Source organism: Neobacillus niacini (genome assembly GCF_030817695.1).
GTDB lineage: Bacteria > Bacillota > Bacilli > Bacillales > Cytobacillaceae > Neobacillus > Neobacillus niacini_F.
In genome coordinates this window covers 2,242,546-2,257,030 of record NZ_JAUSZQ010000002.1, presented here as the reverse complement: position 1 = coordinate 2,257,030, position 14,485 = coordinate 2,242,546, and the positions used below count along the sequence as shown (strand labels likewise).

At 37.4% G+C, this 14,485-nt stretch carries 18 protein-coding genes; 3 read left to right on the top strand and 15 right to left on the bottom strand.

The window, feature by feature from the left end:
- The first annotated feature begins 29 nt into the window (after window positions 1-29).
- Window positions 30-911, top strand: coding sequence for an MBL fold metallo-hydrolase (locus tag QFZ28_RS11685; protein WP_307194788.1), 882 nt, complete (start codon window positions 30-32; stop codon window positions 909-911).
- Between the two features lie 35 nt (window positions 912-946).
- On the opposite strand, the gene QFZ28_RS11680 is transcribed toward QFZ28_RS11685, so the two are convergent.
- The 6 genes from QFZ28_RS11680 to tapA form a co-directional block, all read right to left on the bottom strand.
- Entirely contained in the window at window positions 947-1,792 is an 846-nt protein-coding gene (locus QFZ28_RS11680; protein ID WP_307194787.1) for a DegV family protein, read from the bottom strand.
- 223 nt (window positions 1,793-2,015) lie between these two features.
- Window positions 2,016-2,879, bottom strand: a complete 864-nt coding sequence (locus tag QFZ28_RS11675; RefSeq protein ID WP_307194786.1) for a hypothetical protein — start codon at window positions 2,877-2,879, stop codon at window positions 2,016-2,018.
- 59 nt (window positions 2,880-2,938) lie between these two features.
- On the bottom strand, window positions 2,939-3,667 hold the full coding sequence (locus QFZ28_RS11670) for a TasA family protein (RefSeq protein ID WP_307194785.1): 729 nt from the start codon (window positions 3,665-3,667) through the stop codon (window positions 2,939-2,941).
- 73 nt (window positions 3,668-3,740) lie between these two features.
- Window positions 3,741-4,298, bottom strand: a complete 558-nt coding sequence (locus QFZ28_RS11665) for a TasA family protein (protein ID WP_307194784.1) — start codon at window positions 4,296-4,298, stop codon at window positions 3,741-3,743.
- A 75-nt stretch (window positions 4,299-4,373) separates the two neighbouring features.
- Window positions 4,374-4,937, bottom strand: a complete 564-nt coding sequence (gene sipW / locus QFZ28_RS11660; RefSeq protein WP_307194783.1) for a signal peptidase I SipW — start codon at window positions 4,935-4,937, stop codon at window positions 4,374-4,376.
- Window positions 4,938-4,991: 54 nt separating this feature from the next.
- On the bottom strand, window positions 4,992-5,534 hold the full coding sequence (gene tapA, locus QFZ28_RS11655) for an amyloid fiber anchoring/assembly protein TapA (protein WP_307194782.1): 543 nt from the start codon (window positions 5,532-5,534) through the stop codon (window positions 4,992-4,994).
- 359 nt (window positions 5,535-5,893) lie between these two features.
- On the opposite strand from tapA, the gene QFZ28_RS11650 reads away from it, so the two are divergent.
- Window positions 5,894-6,052: a helix-turn-helix domain-containing protein gene (locus QFZ28_RS11650; protein WP_307197005.1), complete on the top strand. Its 159-nt coding sequence runs from the start codon at window positions 5,894-5,896 to the stop codon at window positions 6,050-6,052.
- Window positions 6,053-6,276: 224 nt separating this feature from the next.
- Here QFZ28_RS11650 and tatC read toward each other — a convergent pair whose 3' ends face one another.
- Both tatC and QFZ28_RS11640 read right to left on the bottom strand, forming a co-directional pair.
- The gene (tatC, locus tag QFZ28_RS11645; RefSeq protein ID WP_307194781.1) at window positions 6,277-7,020 is read right to left on the bottom strand and encodes a twin-arginine translocase subunit TatC; all 744 of its coding nucleotides are present in this window, start codon (window positions 7,018-7,020) and stop codon (window positions 6,277-6,279) included.
- Between the two features lie 112 nt (window positions 7,021-7,132).
- Window positions 7,133-7,327 carry a twin-arginine translocase TatA/TatE family subunit gene (locus QFZ28_RS11640; protein ID WP_045524138.1) on the bottom strand — a complete coding sequence of 65 codons (195 nt, stop codon included), beginning with the start codon at window positions 7,325-7,327 and terminating at the stop codon, window positions 7,133-7,135.
- Window positions 7,328-7,635: 308 nt separating this feature from the next.
- Here QFZ28_RS11640 and QFZ28_RS11635 point away from each other — a divergent pair, with 308 nt between their 5' ends.
- The gene (locus QFZ28_RS11635; RefSeq protein ID WP_283861197.1) at window positions 7,636-7,875 is read left to right on the top strand and encodes a hypothetical protein; all 240 of its coding nucleotides are present in this window, start codon (window positions 7,636-7,638) and stop codon (window positions 7,873-7,875) included.
- Between the two features lie 108 nt (window positions 7,876-7,983).
- On the opposite strand, the gene QFZ28_RS11630 is transcribed toward QFZ28_RS11635, so the two are convergent.
- From QFZ28_RS11630 to QFZ28_RS11600, 7 genes are all read right to left on the bottom strand, one after another.
- Window positions 7,984-8,484 (bottom strand): dihydrofolate reductase, encoded by a 501-nt coding sequence (locus QFZ28_RS11630; protein WP_307194780.1) that lies wholly within the window; start codon window positions 8,482-8,484, stop codon window positions 7,984-7,986.
- Window positions 8,481-9,275 (bottom strand): thymidylate synthase, encoded by a 795-nt coding sequence (locus QFZ28_RS11625; RefSeq protein WP_307194779.1) that lies wholly within the window; start codon window positions 9,273-9,275, stop codon window positions 8,481-8,483. The genes QFZ28_RS11630 and QFZ28_RS11625 overlap by 4 nt, the downstream gene beginning before the upstream one ends.
- 56 nt (window positions 9,276-9,331) lie before the next feature.
- A complete protein-coding gene (locus QFZ28_RS11620) occupies window positions 9,332-10,036 on the bottom strand; it encodes an anthrax toxin lethal factor-related metalloendopeptidase (RefSeq protein WP_307194778.1) in 705 nt (234 codons plus the stop codon).
- A gap of 168 nt (window positions 10,037-10,204) precedes the next feature.
- Complete coding sequence (locus tag QFZ28_RS11615) at window positions 10,205-10,783, bottom strand: TerD family protein (RefSeq protein WP_307194777.1); 579 nt, start codon at window positions 10,781-10,783, stop codon at window positions 10,205-10,207.
- A 60-nt stretch (window positions 10,784-10,843) separates the two neighbouring features.
- Window positions 10,844-11,470, bottom strand: coding sequence for a TerD family protein (locus tag QFZ28_RS11610; protein ID WP_307194776.1), 627 nt, complete (start codon window positions 11,468-11,470; stop codon window positions 10,844-10,846).
- 41 nt (window positions 11,471-11,511) lie between these two features.
- A complete protein-coding gene (locus QFZ28_RS11605) occupies window positions 11,512-12,576 on the bottom strand; it encodes a toxic anion resistance protein (protein WP_307197004.1) in 1,065 nt (354 codons plus the stop codon).
- A 36-nt stretch (window positions 12,577-12,612) separates the two neighbouring features.
- Window positions 12,613-14,250 carry a YceG family protein gene (locus tag QFZ28_RS11600; RefSeq protein ID WP_307194775.1) on the bottom strand — a complete coding sequence of 546 codons (1,638 nt, stop codon included), beginning with the start codon at window positions 14,248-14,250 and terminating at the stop codon, window positions 12,613-12,615.
- Window positions 14,251-14,485: the final 235 nt, after the last annotated feature.

Sequence of the window (14,485 nt, the reverse complement as noted above, 5' to 3'; positions counted from 1 at the left end):
AAGAGTGTAGTAAAGTAGAGGTGTTAAGGATGAGACGAATTGGTCCCATTATGATTATTGAAGGAGCTAATAATAGTAAGGTTCCCTACTCAAGAAGTTTATATATTAATTGTAAAGATAAGGTCCTCATTGATACGGGAGCCGTTCCAGCTGAACTACGAGCACTTGATGACCAATATGGTGTTGAATTGGTTGTTAATACCCATTACCATCCAGATCATACCCTGCATAACCATTTGTTACGAGATGCAGAAAAATGGATAAATCCACTCGAATTTGAGACCATTCAATCTATCGAAGGAATTGCAAGAGGGAACGGAGTTTACCAGGAATGGGGCCCCGAGGGCGTAGAAGCATTGAGAAAGCACCTGCCGAAGGAATGGGTGCAGAACCTCGGAGAGATATCTGGAACCTATCAATATGAAGAAGAATATAACTTTAGCGGTGTAAAGGTAAACTTTCTCCATACACCCGGACACACAAAAGGATATACCACTCCCTACTTTCCGGAATTAGGTGTCGTTTATGTCGGTGATTTTGATATGACATCGTTTGGACCTTGGTACTTTGGAACGGATGGGGATATTGACGAATTTATTGCCTCCAGTGCACGGCTGCTTGAACTTGACGCCGACACCTATATCACAGGACATCAAAAAGGTGTTTTCAGAAGACAGGAATTTATAGAAGAGATGAGCAAATTTATTGGATTGATCGATCAACGTGACGAAGTAATTGAAAAGTATGTTCGAGAGGGAATGAACTTCGAAGAACTCACCGACATCGGAATCTTCTATCCGAAAAAGATGCTCGAAGTCTTGATTCTTAGGACATGGGAACGAAGTGGAATTCGAAAACATTTGCAGCGGCTAGGATATACTGTACAGGGCTCTGAAATTCAGTTTTTATAAAAATAAGGATGGTACCTAGCGGGCACCATCCTCGGTTAGTCTTCCGTATAGTACATTAATGCAATCGCACCTGGACCGGTATGGGTACTTATGGTTGGGCCGGTATAATCAACAGATATATCCTGATATCCTGTTAATTCAATGATGGATTCTTTAACTTTTGAAGCTAACCCGTGGGCCTCAGCATGAACAATGCCCACCCCTTTAATGGTTTTTCCTTTAACATCTTCCGCAAATTGTTTGGCCATCCACTTAACCACTTGAGAATGACTGCGGACTTTTGCTACCGGATTATACTCCGCACCTTCTAATGAAGCAATCGGCTTGATATTAAGTAATGAACCAATGAAGGCCTTTCCTTTCCCAATCCTACCACCTTTGACCATATTCTCTAATGTATCTATCATAATATAGAGACTGCTGTTCTGACGGACAGAATCGAGTCGGTTAAGGATTTCCTCTAGACTTTTACCCTGTTTCGCCATTTGTGCGGCTTCCCGAACCTGAAACTGTAGGGCAATCGATATAAACTCCGAGTCAACCACTGTTACTTTCGTTTTTGTCATTTTGGCAGCACTTTCAGCAGAACGAACGGTTCCGCTCATTTTACCTGTCATATGTATGGATATTACTTCATAGCCCTCTTCCCCAAGTCTGTCGTACACTTCAAGGAATGTTCCTACAGACGGCTGGGAGCTTTTTGGTAATTCTTCTAGACTCTTCATCGTTTCCATAAATTCAGCAGGCTGAATTTCTACACGGTCTAAATAGGTTTCTCCATTTATGGTTACAGATAATGGAACAACAACAACACCAAGCTCATCCGCTTGTTCCATTGTCATATCTATAGTGGAATCTGTTACAATCTTAATTTTGCTCATTTACTCACATCCCTAGGATTACTCCATAGTATTATACCTGTTCATTATTCTTTAATATATAAATTCCCCTATTTTCATAAAAATAATTGAGAAAAATAAAAGAACACCGATTGCCCGGTGCTCGAAGGTTTTTGCGTTATTCTTTAATTATAATCGCTGCATTCCTCCAATAAAGGCAAATCCACTTTTTTTGTACATTCACGCCAACTCCATTTCTTACATGCTATGGTGAATTTGATCGATTGCCTTGCTGTAACACTTGAAATGACTTAGTACAATACTCTTTGTTATCAACATATACTGTTGCGGTATACCATTGATCTGTCACTACTGGGTAATCAAAAGTAGAAAAGCGTGCATGATAATGTGGTGGTTTTACCTTTTGAAAATCTAACGTTCCATTTTTTGGAGTAAAAATATATGTTTGATTGCCCCCATTAGGAAATGGACCAGTAACCTCTAGTCGAACGTTTTGCAAAAGCTCATACTCTAAATCCCCATATTCATCTCTTAAATGGAACTTAATCGGTACGGTTGATTTTTGATGAAGAGTAAAATTACTATTAACAAATGGCGGTTCATAGCATTGATCACCAATAGGAATCTGTTCCTCATGACCAATTGCCGTAAAATCAAAAGCGACAGTAGTAGTTTTCCCCTGAATTTCGTTTCCTGTTTCTATAGGTAGTTCTGCTGTAAACATTAAAGATTCATTACCTCCAATCGCAATCGTACCTAATGGAAAATTAAGAAACCCCTGTAAGGTTCCCTCATATAGCGATCCATCACCATCTGAAACCTTAAGTAATATCCTATTATATAAATCTACATCTCCAGATTCCTGTCGTGAACTGACAGAGTAGTTGAAATCAAGATTACCATTATTAGCTACGTTTAATATAGAAGTTTTCTTATCGCCGGGAGCCATATTTTCAGCTATTAAAAACCCTTCTGCAGGGGTTGTGGAAATATCAACCTTGTACACTGTTTCATCTGCTTTGGTACCTCTAACCTGCGTTAATGATAATAAGAGGATAATAAAAGATATTAGAAATAAACCGGTAAATAATAACTTGTAGTTTCTCATAAGAGTCCCTCGCAATACCTAAACCGCGGATAAATTTATCCGCGGCCAGCAATATATAATTAATTATTTCTTACCTGTTCTGCGTTAATTGTAAAGTCGAAAATAATATTTTTACCCATTATTTCATTTGTAGCAGATTTATCTAAAGTTACTAGGAAATCTAGTGCTGTTTCACTGCCATTTCGCCCAAGCGGATACAATAATGTGGAAGGTAAATTATATCCCGTTAATAATGTGCTCAGTGGTCCATTATATAGTGGAATATTTCCGGGTGCAGTTATTGTTACATTCATCTTTGCTATAAACATATTATAAGCAACAAGGTCGTCTCCTAAAGAGCTGCTAGTGACACCAGTAATAGTTCTCAATACAGTCGGACCATTCATAATATCATATGAACCTTTTACAGTAGCACTAATGCTTTTTAATCTTGCCTCTAATGATCCTTCGCTCTCAACTATCATTGTTCTTTGGACACTATCACCAGGTGCCCATCCACCCTTTGCTTCTCCACCATATGGGTATAGGTTATTTGCTTTATCAACATCATATGCATATTTACCTGGATCTGTTGTATTTGTGTCTGAGATTGAAGAATAAAACATTGGACCCGGTACACTGTCACCTCTATCACGCTTTTCGGAAATATCTATTGATCCAGAAGTGATAGTATTATTTTTACTTTGTGCAGAATCTGTAAAAAGCGCGTAGGTTGCTCCACCTATTGTTAACCCCATTCCAACCAGTCCTGTTACTGATAGAAGTGCCAACCTTTTCTTTATGGTCATTTTTTCACATCCTCTTTAATAAATAAGGGTGGCAATCGCCACCCTTATTTGTTTTTTAGTGTATTTTTAAATATTAGTTGTTACGAGTTTGTTCAGCATTGAAAGTAAGTTGATATTGTCCTGCCGCTTTTTGATAAGTATTTCCAGCAGCTTCAGGGAATGAATAATTAACTTTGTACTTAATCACTGCATTTGGAGCCATAACAACATCATCTTCATTAGCTGGAGTTACTATAGTCCAATTTTGTCCATCAATAGAACGAGACACCGTAATTACTAAATCTTCACCTGTTTTATTTTGAATAAATGATGGTGTGGTAGCGTCTGCATCATCAGAATATCCTCCAGACACATCATAACGTAGTTCGAGTGTTCCATTGTTTGTTACATCAAATTGTAGTTCTCCTTTATCCCCAGGCGCAAGATTATTGAATGGAACATTTATGCTTCCATCTTCATTTGTCCAGGCAATATCAGTCTGGCTCACATTAATATCTAATGTACCTGCAGAAAAAGTGTTATTCTTATTTGTTGCCGCATCTGTGAATAATGCAAATGTTCCTCCACCGATTAATGCTGCTCCCATAGCTGTGGTTAGTAGTGCTGCTCCCATTTTTTTCTTTAAACTCATTATAATTTCCTCCTCTTTCTCCTACCCTGTTATGTACGGGCTAATTATTTTTTATGTGAACTCCTTTTAGGAGATTCAACCAACTGGGGTTTCCTTTTTTGATTCCATTTGTGTAATTGCTCTCCAAATACTAAACACGGACCAAAGTACCATTAGGACACCAGGGACAATTAGTAGATAGATAGCACCTGTTTTTGATTGAATAAAAGACATTAATTTTCCAACTAACGGAATTGTGAAACCATTGTACTCACCAACTATACTTCCAGGACCTACGGGTGATGGATCTTTAGCGTCATTGTTGTCTCCTTTTGTAATATACTGAACTGTTGAATCTACTTTTTGGACATCAATGATTCTATGTGTAATCAATTTATTTGGATCATCACTTGCTTTAAAAGTGATGACATCACCTTTTTTGAAATTTGTAGGATCATTAACTGGTTTAATTGCGATTATTGAACCGGTCTTTATTCCTGGTTCCATGGATCCTGAAAGAACTGTCATAATTTCATGACCAAAAACCTTAGGAGTTCCTCCTGCCATTTTTGAAGAAATGACTAGAAATATCATGCAAATTAGCAATCCGTAAATTATTATTGATGAAATTCTATTTGCCCACTTTTTAAAAGTTTTCATCCGCATTACCTACCTAATTTTTTTTAGTAAACCTAAGGGTATCTAGAACATTTATTAAGGCTTAGAACACTTTTCTACTTTAATTAACTCACTAAATGTCACTGGCTTTCCTTCTATAGTTAAGTTGTTTCCATTTTCGCCAGGTTTGTCAGGATGCTGGAAAGCGACGAATTTAAAAAATCCAGGCTTTTGCGGTGCATAAGTGAGTTTTAAAGGATCACCATTGGATTTCATTTTTGGAATTACACCTTGTGAAAATACTAATTCTCCATTAATCCCATCAGGGTTTACTGGGTTACCAGTCGGACTATAATACACGTAATATTTTGAGGTAAGGGCCATATCTCCATCACCGACGTTCTTTATGTAGGTAAAGATTTCAGTACAAGTTCCGCCATATTTATTAATAAATGTTAATGAACTTTTATCCCACCAAGTTTTTGCCTGAAAGCTTGATTCATTTTTTACCTGATCAATAAATATCGCGTTTGTAGATAAAGATGAAAAATTTGTAGCCGTAAACATTAATAAATACCATATAAGTCCAACATTCCAAATAACCAAAAGATTTTTATGTTTCTTTCTAAATTTCCTCAATCTACTGTTTCTAATTTTTCTCCCTCCCTTATGACCGTTCAGGTAAAATGTCTTTTTTATGATTTTGCTTCTTATAATGATGAACGATTAGGGTTTTGTTCCTTATAACGAACCTATGAGTTGAGTATAAAACAAAATAACGAACATGAAAAACCTCAAAATAGACCGTATTTTCTTAATAAAGAACACCATTGTTCCTTTTACTCCTTATTTCTCTTGTTTTCTTATTATTTTGTATTTTATAAAGAATAATCGGTTCTATATAATGTTTATTGTTAGCGGATTCTTTATTTTAGGGAGATGAAGGTAATATGATCAGGAATAAGATTAAACGGTTGAGGTAGCAAAAAGGGTTTTCCATCACGGAATTAGGAAGATTAGCTGATGTTTCGAAATCTTACTTAAGCCAGCTTGAGAGAGGTTTACAGACCAATCCGTCTCTTCAATTTCTCGTTAAAGTGTCTAAAACTTTAGAAACAAGTATTGATTTTCTTTTACAAGATAAAGAGTACAAATAGTTGAGGATAACGAGCTAGGTGAGGAATGGAAGGTGTTAATACAGCAGGCAATTGAAGAAGGCTTAAAGAAGGAAGATTTTCATGAGTATCGGAAGTACATAAAATTCCAGGAATGGATGAGTGAACACAAAAAATTATAAAAAAATGCCCCATTCAGAATAATGTTATCCCCAAAAAAAGACCTCCAGAGAAATAAATCTCTGAAGGCCTTGTATCTCTGTTAATTATAAATTTGCAAATTCTTCTTCCTCTTCCTGCATCTTTTTCATTCGTTTTTTGTAAACAAACTTCGATAAGTTTATCGAGATTTCATATAACAGCAGTAATGGCAGTGTCACTACAAAATCGGACATGAAATCCGGAGGAGTAATAACAATTGCAATTAAAATTAACACAAAGTATGCATATTTACGGATTTTCGCTAACACAAATGGATTAATAATACCTAATGCTGTTAAGAACATAACGACCGCTGGAAGTTCGAACAATACACCAAACGGAAGGGTCATATTCATTAGAAAGCGGAAATATTTTTCGGCTGTAAAATTGGTTACAAACATGTCTGCACCCATATTGACTAAAAACTCGAGTACCATTGGGAAAATGATGAAGTAACCAAAGGACAGACCAACGATAAATAATATAAACAGTGCAGGAATATATGATAAGGTAATTCTTTTTTCAATAGGTTTAAGTGCGGGCTTTACAAACATCCATAATTGGCTGGCCAGCACAGGGATAGTACCCGCAATCGCAATAACAGTCGCAATCATAAAATAAACCCAGATAATATCACTTGGTCCGAGTACAATCAATTTAACATCAAGATCTCGAACGATCCAATCGTAGATATCTGTCACATAAATGAATCCAACAATGAAAAAAACAACAAACGCAACGGCCGAAATAATAATCCGTTTACGCAACTCATCTAAATGATCAACTAATTGTAATTCTTTATCTTCCATGTATTTCCCCTGCCAATTTCAAAGGTTGAAAATATAGTAAACGTTATTTACACCATTTTTATAGTTTAAAAGTCAATTGAAGAAAAAAAGGTGCAAGAAAGAATCTTACACCTTATTTAGTCAATTTTTGTTTTTCTTCATCGATGTCCTTCATCACATCATCGGTTAATTCACGAGTTGACTTCTTGAATTCCTTCAATGTTTGTCCGAAGGCACGACCAATTTCAGGCAGCTTCTTAGGTCCAAAAATAATGAGGGCTAGAGTTAAAATAAGGATTAATCCTGGTATTCCAATATTTGAGAACATTGATTTACATCCCCTTTAGTTAATGATCTTTCTACTACGATTATAGTATTGATAAACACTTTTGAGTAAAATATACGCAATAATTCATATTAATTTCACATTATCTAAGAAATATTTCCCAGATGTGATTTTTTGCATTTATTTCTCTACTATTTACTCTTAACAATTTACCAAGAACCACCCCTGAAGTCAACGTAAATTAGGTTTTTGAATTGTATAAATATTTTGACAATTGGTCAGTTTACACTTATAATTTCATCAAGAGAAACATATACTATTGGAAACTTAAAGGAATGGATGTGATGAAGATGGAATTTTCACTCAGTAGTTTTGATGGAGCCCTGCCAGTTGAAGTAACCATCGATGAAGAGAACGGCAGGTATATGATTCGCAAAAGCGACAGCAGCGGTGAATACTTTAATAGCCCTAATGAATTAATTGAATGGGTGAAAGCACATTTCCATGAGGAAGACTTCTGCCATCCAGATGAATTTAGAGGAATGCTTGATAAATTGGCTGATTATGAATTAAATGGTTCCTATTTTTAAAAAGAAAGAAGCATCAATAGCCGATGCTTCTTTCTTTATGATGCGATGTTTATAGCTTCACGGTTAGCCATAAAGATTTGACGAACTTCCATAAAAAAGACAGCAAAATTAATGGCTGCCTTTTATAATACGATCATAAATCCTATATTCGTACTTATAAGGGTTTTTCTCATCCTTTATTCCTTTTTCACAGGAGACAAGCTCCCATTCACGTTCATTGAACTCTGGGAAGTAGGTGTCTCCCTCAAACTCTTCGTATATATGTGTTATGTAAAGACGGTCTGCGAAAGCAAAAGTTTCTTTAAAAATTTCAGCACCGCCAATTACAAAGATTTCATCATCCTGATTTCGGCAATATTCCACAAATTCATCCATCGAATAGAAAATCGTCACATTGTTGCTCTTATAATCTAGTTGACGGGTAATCACGATATTTTCTCTTCCAGGAAGAACCCGACCGATGGATTCATGCGTTTTTCTTCCCATCGCAATCGGGTGCCCCATTGTTGTTCGTTTGAAGAATTTTAAATCCTCCGGCAAATGCCAAGGCAATTCATTATCTTTGCCGATAACTCTGTTTTCATCCATAGCCACAATAAAAGAAATCATACTGAGACCGCTCCTTTAATGTGTGGATGTGGGTCATAACCTTCCAAAGTGAAATCTTCAAAGGCAAAGGAGAAAATATCCTTTACATTGGGATTTATTTTCATTTTTGGCAATGAACGCAGATCCCGTTCCATTTGCATTTTCACTTGCTCGATATGATTTTGATAGATATGAACATCACCGAATGAGTGAATAAATTCACCCGGCTCCAAATCGCAAACCTGAGCAATCATCATCGTCAGTAAAGCGTAAGAGGCTATATTGAACGGCACACCAAGAAATACATCTGCTGAACGTTGGTACAACTGACAAGATAATTTCCCATCGACCACGTAAAATTGGAACATGCAATGACACGGTGCCAACGCCATTTTATCAATTTCTGCTACATTCCATGCATTCACAATCAGTCTTCTTGAGTTTGGATTGGTCTTAATTTGATGAATTAACTCACTAATTTGGTCCACCGTCGTCCCATCAGCACCTGTCCATGAACGCCATTGGTGTCCATATACTGGCCCTAGTTCGCCGTTTTCATCAGCCCATTCATTCCATATACGTACACCATTTTCCTGTAAATAACGGACATTGGTATCTCCATTTAAAAACCATAGCAACTCATAAATGATCGATTTTAAATGAAGCTTTTTAGTGGTTAATAAAGGAAATCCTTCTTGTAAATTAAATCTCATTTGATAGCCAAAGGTACTTATCGTCCCTGTTCCAGTACGATCTCCTTTTTCATGACCATTTTTTAAAACATGCTCGCATAAATCTAAATATTGCTTCAAAACTGACACTCCCTCTGTAAAACATTCATGTTTTTCATTTTACCATAATGAACTGTTTATTGCAGAGTCTGAATAAAGTCATACGTCTGAGGAGCTAGTTTTTCCAATTGTAAGTTTGTTTCTTCGTTTAGGTAGTACATGGCAAAGGTTTCAGCAAAGTATTCCTCTGCATGCAAGATGAAATACGAGTTTCCTGGAAATAAAATACCTCTCTCTTCTTCCCAAATCAATTGAAATTCTTTATTTTCACTAACATTTTGGAAGACTAGATTATCAATCGAATGCGCGATTTCATGTAACTCTAAATTCACAGAGCCGTGCCCTTTCCCTTGTTCACTGTGCCCTATTTTCACCAAAACCACCTGCGAGCCGCCAATTCCAGGTACTTCATCCCATGTAGATTGTGAATTATACCCACGTGGAATCTGCCCAGCTAAGTAGCGTGCTGTTTGGTTGTCGGTTAATTTTCCAGTAAACAGCTTAAGGGTGATGTCTTGTTCGTTGATTTTTTCTAAAAGAGATTCAGGTAAATTAGCCATTCTAGTAATAATTCCAGCTGCTTCTTTTTCATCAAAAACGCTATTTGGTAATAGAATCATTTTGTTTAGTTGTTGAAGGGAGGATTCGGTTTTTATATATTGATAGAGTTCAGAGTTTCTTGGATAATCGCCAAGCTTAATGCTGTCAAATGAGGCTTTAGAGGTAGTGATCATCGACAAAAACATTACAGCTACGATGGAGGAAACAACCCATTTACGCATATTATAATCCTCCTAGTAAATTAGTACTTACTAGAATTATAACATGGTAGATTGTGCTGAATAATTGGTAATTAATTGGTGGAAGTCAGGGCATCGCTGATATATTGCGATTAACGCTGATAAACGCAAAGAAAAGCCGCTCAAATAAGGCAGCTTTTCAAAAAAACTCTATACTTGAAGTCCATAATTCCGGCAAAGTGCGGCTAATCCGCCTGAAAATCCACTTCCGATGGCGTTGAATTTCCATTCGCCGTTGTGACGATAAAGCTCACAAATAACGACAGCTGTTTCTACGGAAAAGTCCTCGCCTAGGTCAAAACGGAGAATTTCACGATTTGTTTCTTCATCAAACAACCGGGCGAAAGCATTGGAAACCTGTCCAAAGTTTTGGTTCCGCGAGTCTGCATCGTGTATCGTTACGGCAATCGCAATCCGGTGTACGTGAGAAGGTACTTTGCTGAAATCAATTCTTATTTGCTCGTCGTCCCCGTCACCCTCACCAGTGCGGTTATCTCCTGTGTGCTCCACTCCTCCTGACGCATGAGCTAAATTATTATAGAAGATAAAATCCAAATCCTGCGTTACCCGCCCATTTGCGTCTGTTAGAAACGCGGAAGCGTCTAGGTCAAAGTCGTGTCCGCCGTGGTAGCGGTTCGTATCCCAGCCAAGACCAATAATAGCCCTTGTCAGCCCTGGATTTGTTTTTGTAAGATCAATTCTTTGTCCTTTAGATAAATTGATGCCCAACTAGATCACCTCTTTAGACTAAAATTTTAGAAGGAACAAGCATAGCTTGTTCCTGTAGAATTAACTGTATGAGCGCACTACTTCACTTAAGCTTGCAGCATTGGTACCAGTTCCAACAGCACCGAATTTCCACTCTGTGTTGTGGCGGTAGATTTCGCCTACTACTAATGATGTTTTGCCGCTGTAATCATCTGATAAGTTATAACGAATCATTTCTTGACCATTGGATGGATTTACTACACGGATAAATGCATTGCGAATCATGCCGAAGTGCTGTTTTCTTTTTACACAATCATAAATGTTAACTACAAAAACAAGCTTTTGAACGCTTGCTGGAACACGGCTTAGTTCTACCATTACTTGCTCGTCGTCACCGTCGCCATCACCTGTTAAGTTGTCTCCAGAGTGCTGTACGCTGCCGTCTTTGCTTTTCAAATTACCAAAGTAGATTACGTCATTGTTGTTTTGAATTTTATCGTTGGCACCAAGCAAAATAACAGATGCGTCACAATCTACATTGGCACCGCCGCCAGCTCCTCCGCCGCCAAACAATCCGCCGAAGAGACCGCCGCCTCCGCTTTTACCGCTTTGAACTGGGTCCCAGCCCAAACCTACCATGATTTTAGATAGACCTGGATTTCCTTTTGTTAAATCAACTCTTTGACCTTTTTGTAAGCTAATAGCCATAACTTTCACCTCATAAATTTATTTTTATAGTTAACAATCAATTAGTATTGTTGTTTCAATTTTTTAAAGTTATCCTGGAGCTGTTCTAGACGCTTTGTTCCTTCTACACGCAGGCGTTGGTTTTCTTCTTCGATGGCTCGTGTTTCCTGCATACCTTTAATGATAATGTTCCAGGATTCTTCGATGGTCTCGATTTTAATACTTGGACCGCCTGCGAGTCTTGCAATATCAGTGCTCTGTTTCGAAATGTTTTGCGCATTCTTCAGAAGCATTTCATTGGTACGGCGATCGAGTTCACTCATCGAATCAGCGACAAGCTTCTGTCTTTTTGCAGCAACTGCCTGAATGAGTCCATTCTTAAAGATTGGAATGGTTGTTACAAAAGCGGAATTAATTTTTCCAATCAGCTTTGTATTACCTCTTTGCAGCAAGCGGATTTGTGGTGCTGTCTGCAACGCGACCATCTTTGCCATTTCAAGATCATAAATTCGCTGTTCTAAAGCTTCAATCGCATTTTTCAAAGTATCCAATTGCATAGAAGCTATCTGATCACCTGACGCAACACGTGCTTCCAGTTGTGGCAATTGATTATTTTTTAGTTCTTCTACCTTCATTTCACCAGCGACCACGTATTTTTCCAGCGTCATGTAATATTGATAATTCTGCTCATACATTTGTTCGAGCATTTTTGTGGAATCAACCATTTCATGCTGATACTTGGATATTTCCACATATACCTTATCAATTTCAGAGCCCATCGTTTGATATTTTCCAAATACTTTTTCAATCATCTTTTCGCCTTTTTTAAAGAGCTTTCCGAAAAATCCGGGAGAAGTTTTTTGAAAGTCCTTTGGATCGAACTTATCCATAATTTTCGTAAGCTGCTTCAATAGCTCGCCAGAATCTTCAACCTTCGTAGTACGCATATTACCTAAGATTTGATCAGAGAAACGGGAGATTTGCACAGCTGGCTCTTTCCCAAACTCTAAAATTTTTATCTGGTCACGTTCATCAATAGATCTTGCCAGATTTTGAACTTCTGTTTCCTTCCTGAGGGCAAGCTTAATGTCTGAAATCTTTGCTTCACTTAGTGTTTCCTCGGTCATTAAGTTAGCAGATTGATTTTGTGGTAGATTCACTATTTAATCTCCCCTTAAATTTTTTATAATTCCTTGGAAGAACTTTTTTTTCAGTTTGAAAGGTTCTTTGTATTCTAATTCAAAGACAACATCCTCAAGCCAGTGTGTATCAAATAGACTATCATAAAGGAAATTTTCAATATCATTATGGCCTGGCGGATTATATACGATAATATCAATACCAAATTGGTTTAAAAGCAGGATAAGGGCAGCGTCTGATCTTGAAAGCCTACCGCGGCATTCATTGTTATAAATAATTAACTTCGGAACATGCTGTGAATAATCAAATTTCTCCATTAACTGGATGATTTCTTTTGGTGTAAACATCGCCTGACTAAATAAATAAATGCTTACCTCTTCCATGCTTTCCCCTGGTAATGACTTTAAACCCGGCTTTTCACAAATTCGTCGAATCGCATTCGCGATCCCCTTTTGTAATCCAGTTGGTAAGAATGAATACGGCCAATAATGTGCCTGCATCATCATTTCTGGATTTAACAATCCGTCCCTGTCAAGAGCGTTTCGGTAGTGAAAACGAAAATCGTTAGAGCTTGACCATGTAAACGGCAATTGGCGAATTAACAGGCTATGTTCGAATTCTGTGAGATTCTGAATTCGCTCCCAATACTCTTTACGGTTTTTACTCACGCCCTGAATTTTCGCAAACAGAGATGGAATTTTGACTTGTCCGTTCTCTGCTTCAAAACCTGGCCGTACCATTGCGATTTCTTTTCCGAGGATAAATAATTCATCATAGGTTGTTTTTAAGGTAATGGAAGATGGCGTATACTCCCTTAATTGCCACGGTTTATATAAACCAGAGCCCTCTTGGTTGAGAATGGTCTCGATCTCTCTTGAGGCACGATAGGCAACAGTGGTTTGGCGATTTCTTCTTTCTTTTGGAAATGGTTCGGCTTGTTGTTTATTTTGGTAATGATGCGTAAAAATTTCCTCATCTAGAAATCCAGCTAAAACATCCTTACCTTCTGGATCAAAGATAATTAAATCGCAGCCGAGCTTCACTAAATAATATAAAAAATAAGGCTGGCTTCTTTTCAAATCGCCGTACCATAAGAATTTGGGCATTTCCTTTTGCAGGTCAACGGTATCTAATAATGGATTTAAGTGGTTCATCGACCATTTAATTACGTCAACTAGAACTCTTCTTAGTTCATGATTTTTTAACCCATCCTTTTCACGCTGGGTGAAAAGTTCGAGCGTACTGATCATCGCTTCCCTAATTTTTCGATGAATGGCTGGGATATTTGACTTATACAGCAGCCGCTCCCCATCAAGAAAAGCAGTGAACCGATTGATTGAAAGCTTCTGTTCTTGACTGATATTCAGTACCTTTTGAATCGATTGAAAATGTTGATTATCAATGTTTCTATTTAGTGATTCCTCACTTAATAAATGTAAGTGTGTTTCAGAGGAAGACACATAATCAAAAAGCTGATTATAGTACTCATCACTGTCAATCGGAATTCCAAGGAATTTCGCCAGTACTTGCCCAATCTGAATACTTCCCTGCTCTATTGAAAATTCTGGCCGCTCTGACAGGGGCGTCTTCAGCATATCAAGCCAATTTTCAAATGAAAGGGATACAGGTCGGACATTCATTTGGTTGTATGGTAAATTCATTCATAATCCCTTCCCTCGTAAAAGCGAAAGATTTTTTTGTACGTTACAGTTAAATTATGTAAGGGTATTCTTTACCATCATATCACAGTTAAATAATTGGTTCATTGTTTATACGAAAGTAATCTTAAAATGTTTCATTACTAGGGAAATAAGCTAGGTAATTTCCTCATTTTCACCTTTTTCCTTGTCCTTACATATGATTGAGTACTCAAGACTAAAAGTAGGTGACTTCATG

Bases quoted from the DNA above. Each gene is read 5' to 3' on its own strand.
- QFZ28_RS11630 (WP_307194780.1), bottom strand. From the start codon at position 8,484: ATGATTTCTTTTATTGTGGCTATGGATGAAAACAGAGTTATCGGCAAA.
- sipW (WP_307194783.1), bottom strand. From the start codon at position 4,937: ATGAAAACTTTTAAAAAGTGGGCAAATAGAATTTCATCAATAATAATT.
- QFZ28_RS11605 (WP_307197004.1), bottom strand. From the start codon at position 12,576: ATGACCGAGGAAACACTAAGTGAAGCAAAGATTTCAGACATTAAGCTT.
- QFZ28_RS11670 (WP_307194785.1), bottom strand. From the start codon at position 3,667: ATGACCATAAAGAAAAGGTTGGCACTTCTATCAGTAACAGGACTGGTT.
- QFZ28_RS11610 (WP_307194776.1), bottom strand. From the start codon at position 11,470: ATGGCTATTAGCTTACAAAAAGGTCAAAGAGTTGATTTAACAAAAGGA.
- QFZ28_RS11685 (WP_307194788.1), top strand. From the start codon at position 30: ATGAGACGAATTGGTCCCATTATGATTATTGAAGGAGCTAATAATAGT.
- QFZ28_RS11620 (WP_307194778.1), bottom strand. From the start codon at position 10,036: ATGCGTAAATGGGTTGTTTCCTCCATCGTAGCTGTAATGTTTTTGTCG.
- QFZ28_RS11680 (WP_307194787.1), bottom strand. From the start codon at position 1,792: ATGAGCAAAATTAAGATTGTAACAGATTCCACTATAGATATGACAATG.
- tatC (WP_307194781.1), bottom strand. From the start codon at position 7,020: ATGGAAGATAAAGAATTACAATTAGTTGATCATTTAGATGAGTTGCGT.
- QFZ28_RS11600 (WP_307194775.1), bottom strand. From the start codon at position 14,250: ATGAATTTACCATACAACCAAATGAATGTCCGACCTGTATCCCTTTCA.
- QFZ28_RS11635 (WP_283861197.1), top strand. From the start codon at position 7,636: ATGGAATTTTCACTCAGTAGTTTTGATGGAGCCCTGCCAGTTGAAGTA.
- QFZ28_RS11665 (WP_307194784.1), bottom strand. From the start codon at position 4,298: ATGAGTTTAAAGAAAAAAATGGGAGCAGCACTACTAACCACAGCTATG.
- QFZ28_RS11675 (WP_307194786.1), bottom strand. From the start codon at position 2,879: ATGAGAAACTACAAGTTATTATTTACCGGTTTATTTCTAATATCTTTT.
- QFZ28_RS11640 (WP_045524138.1), bottom strand. From the start codon at position 7,327: ATGTTCTCAAATATTGGAATACCAGGATTAATCCTTATTTTAACTCTA.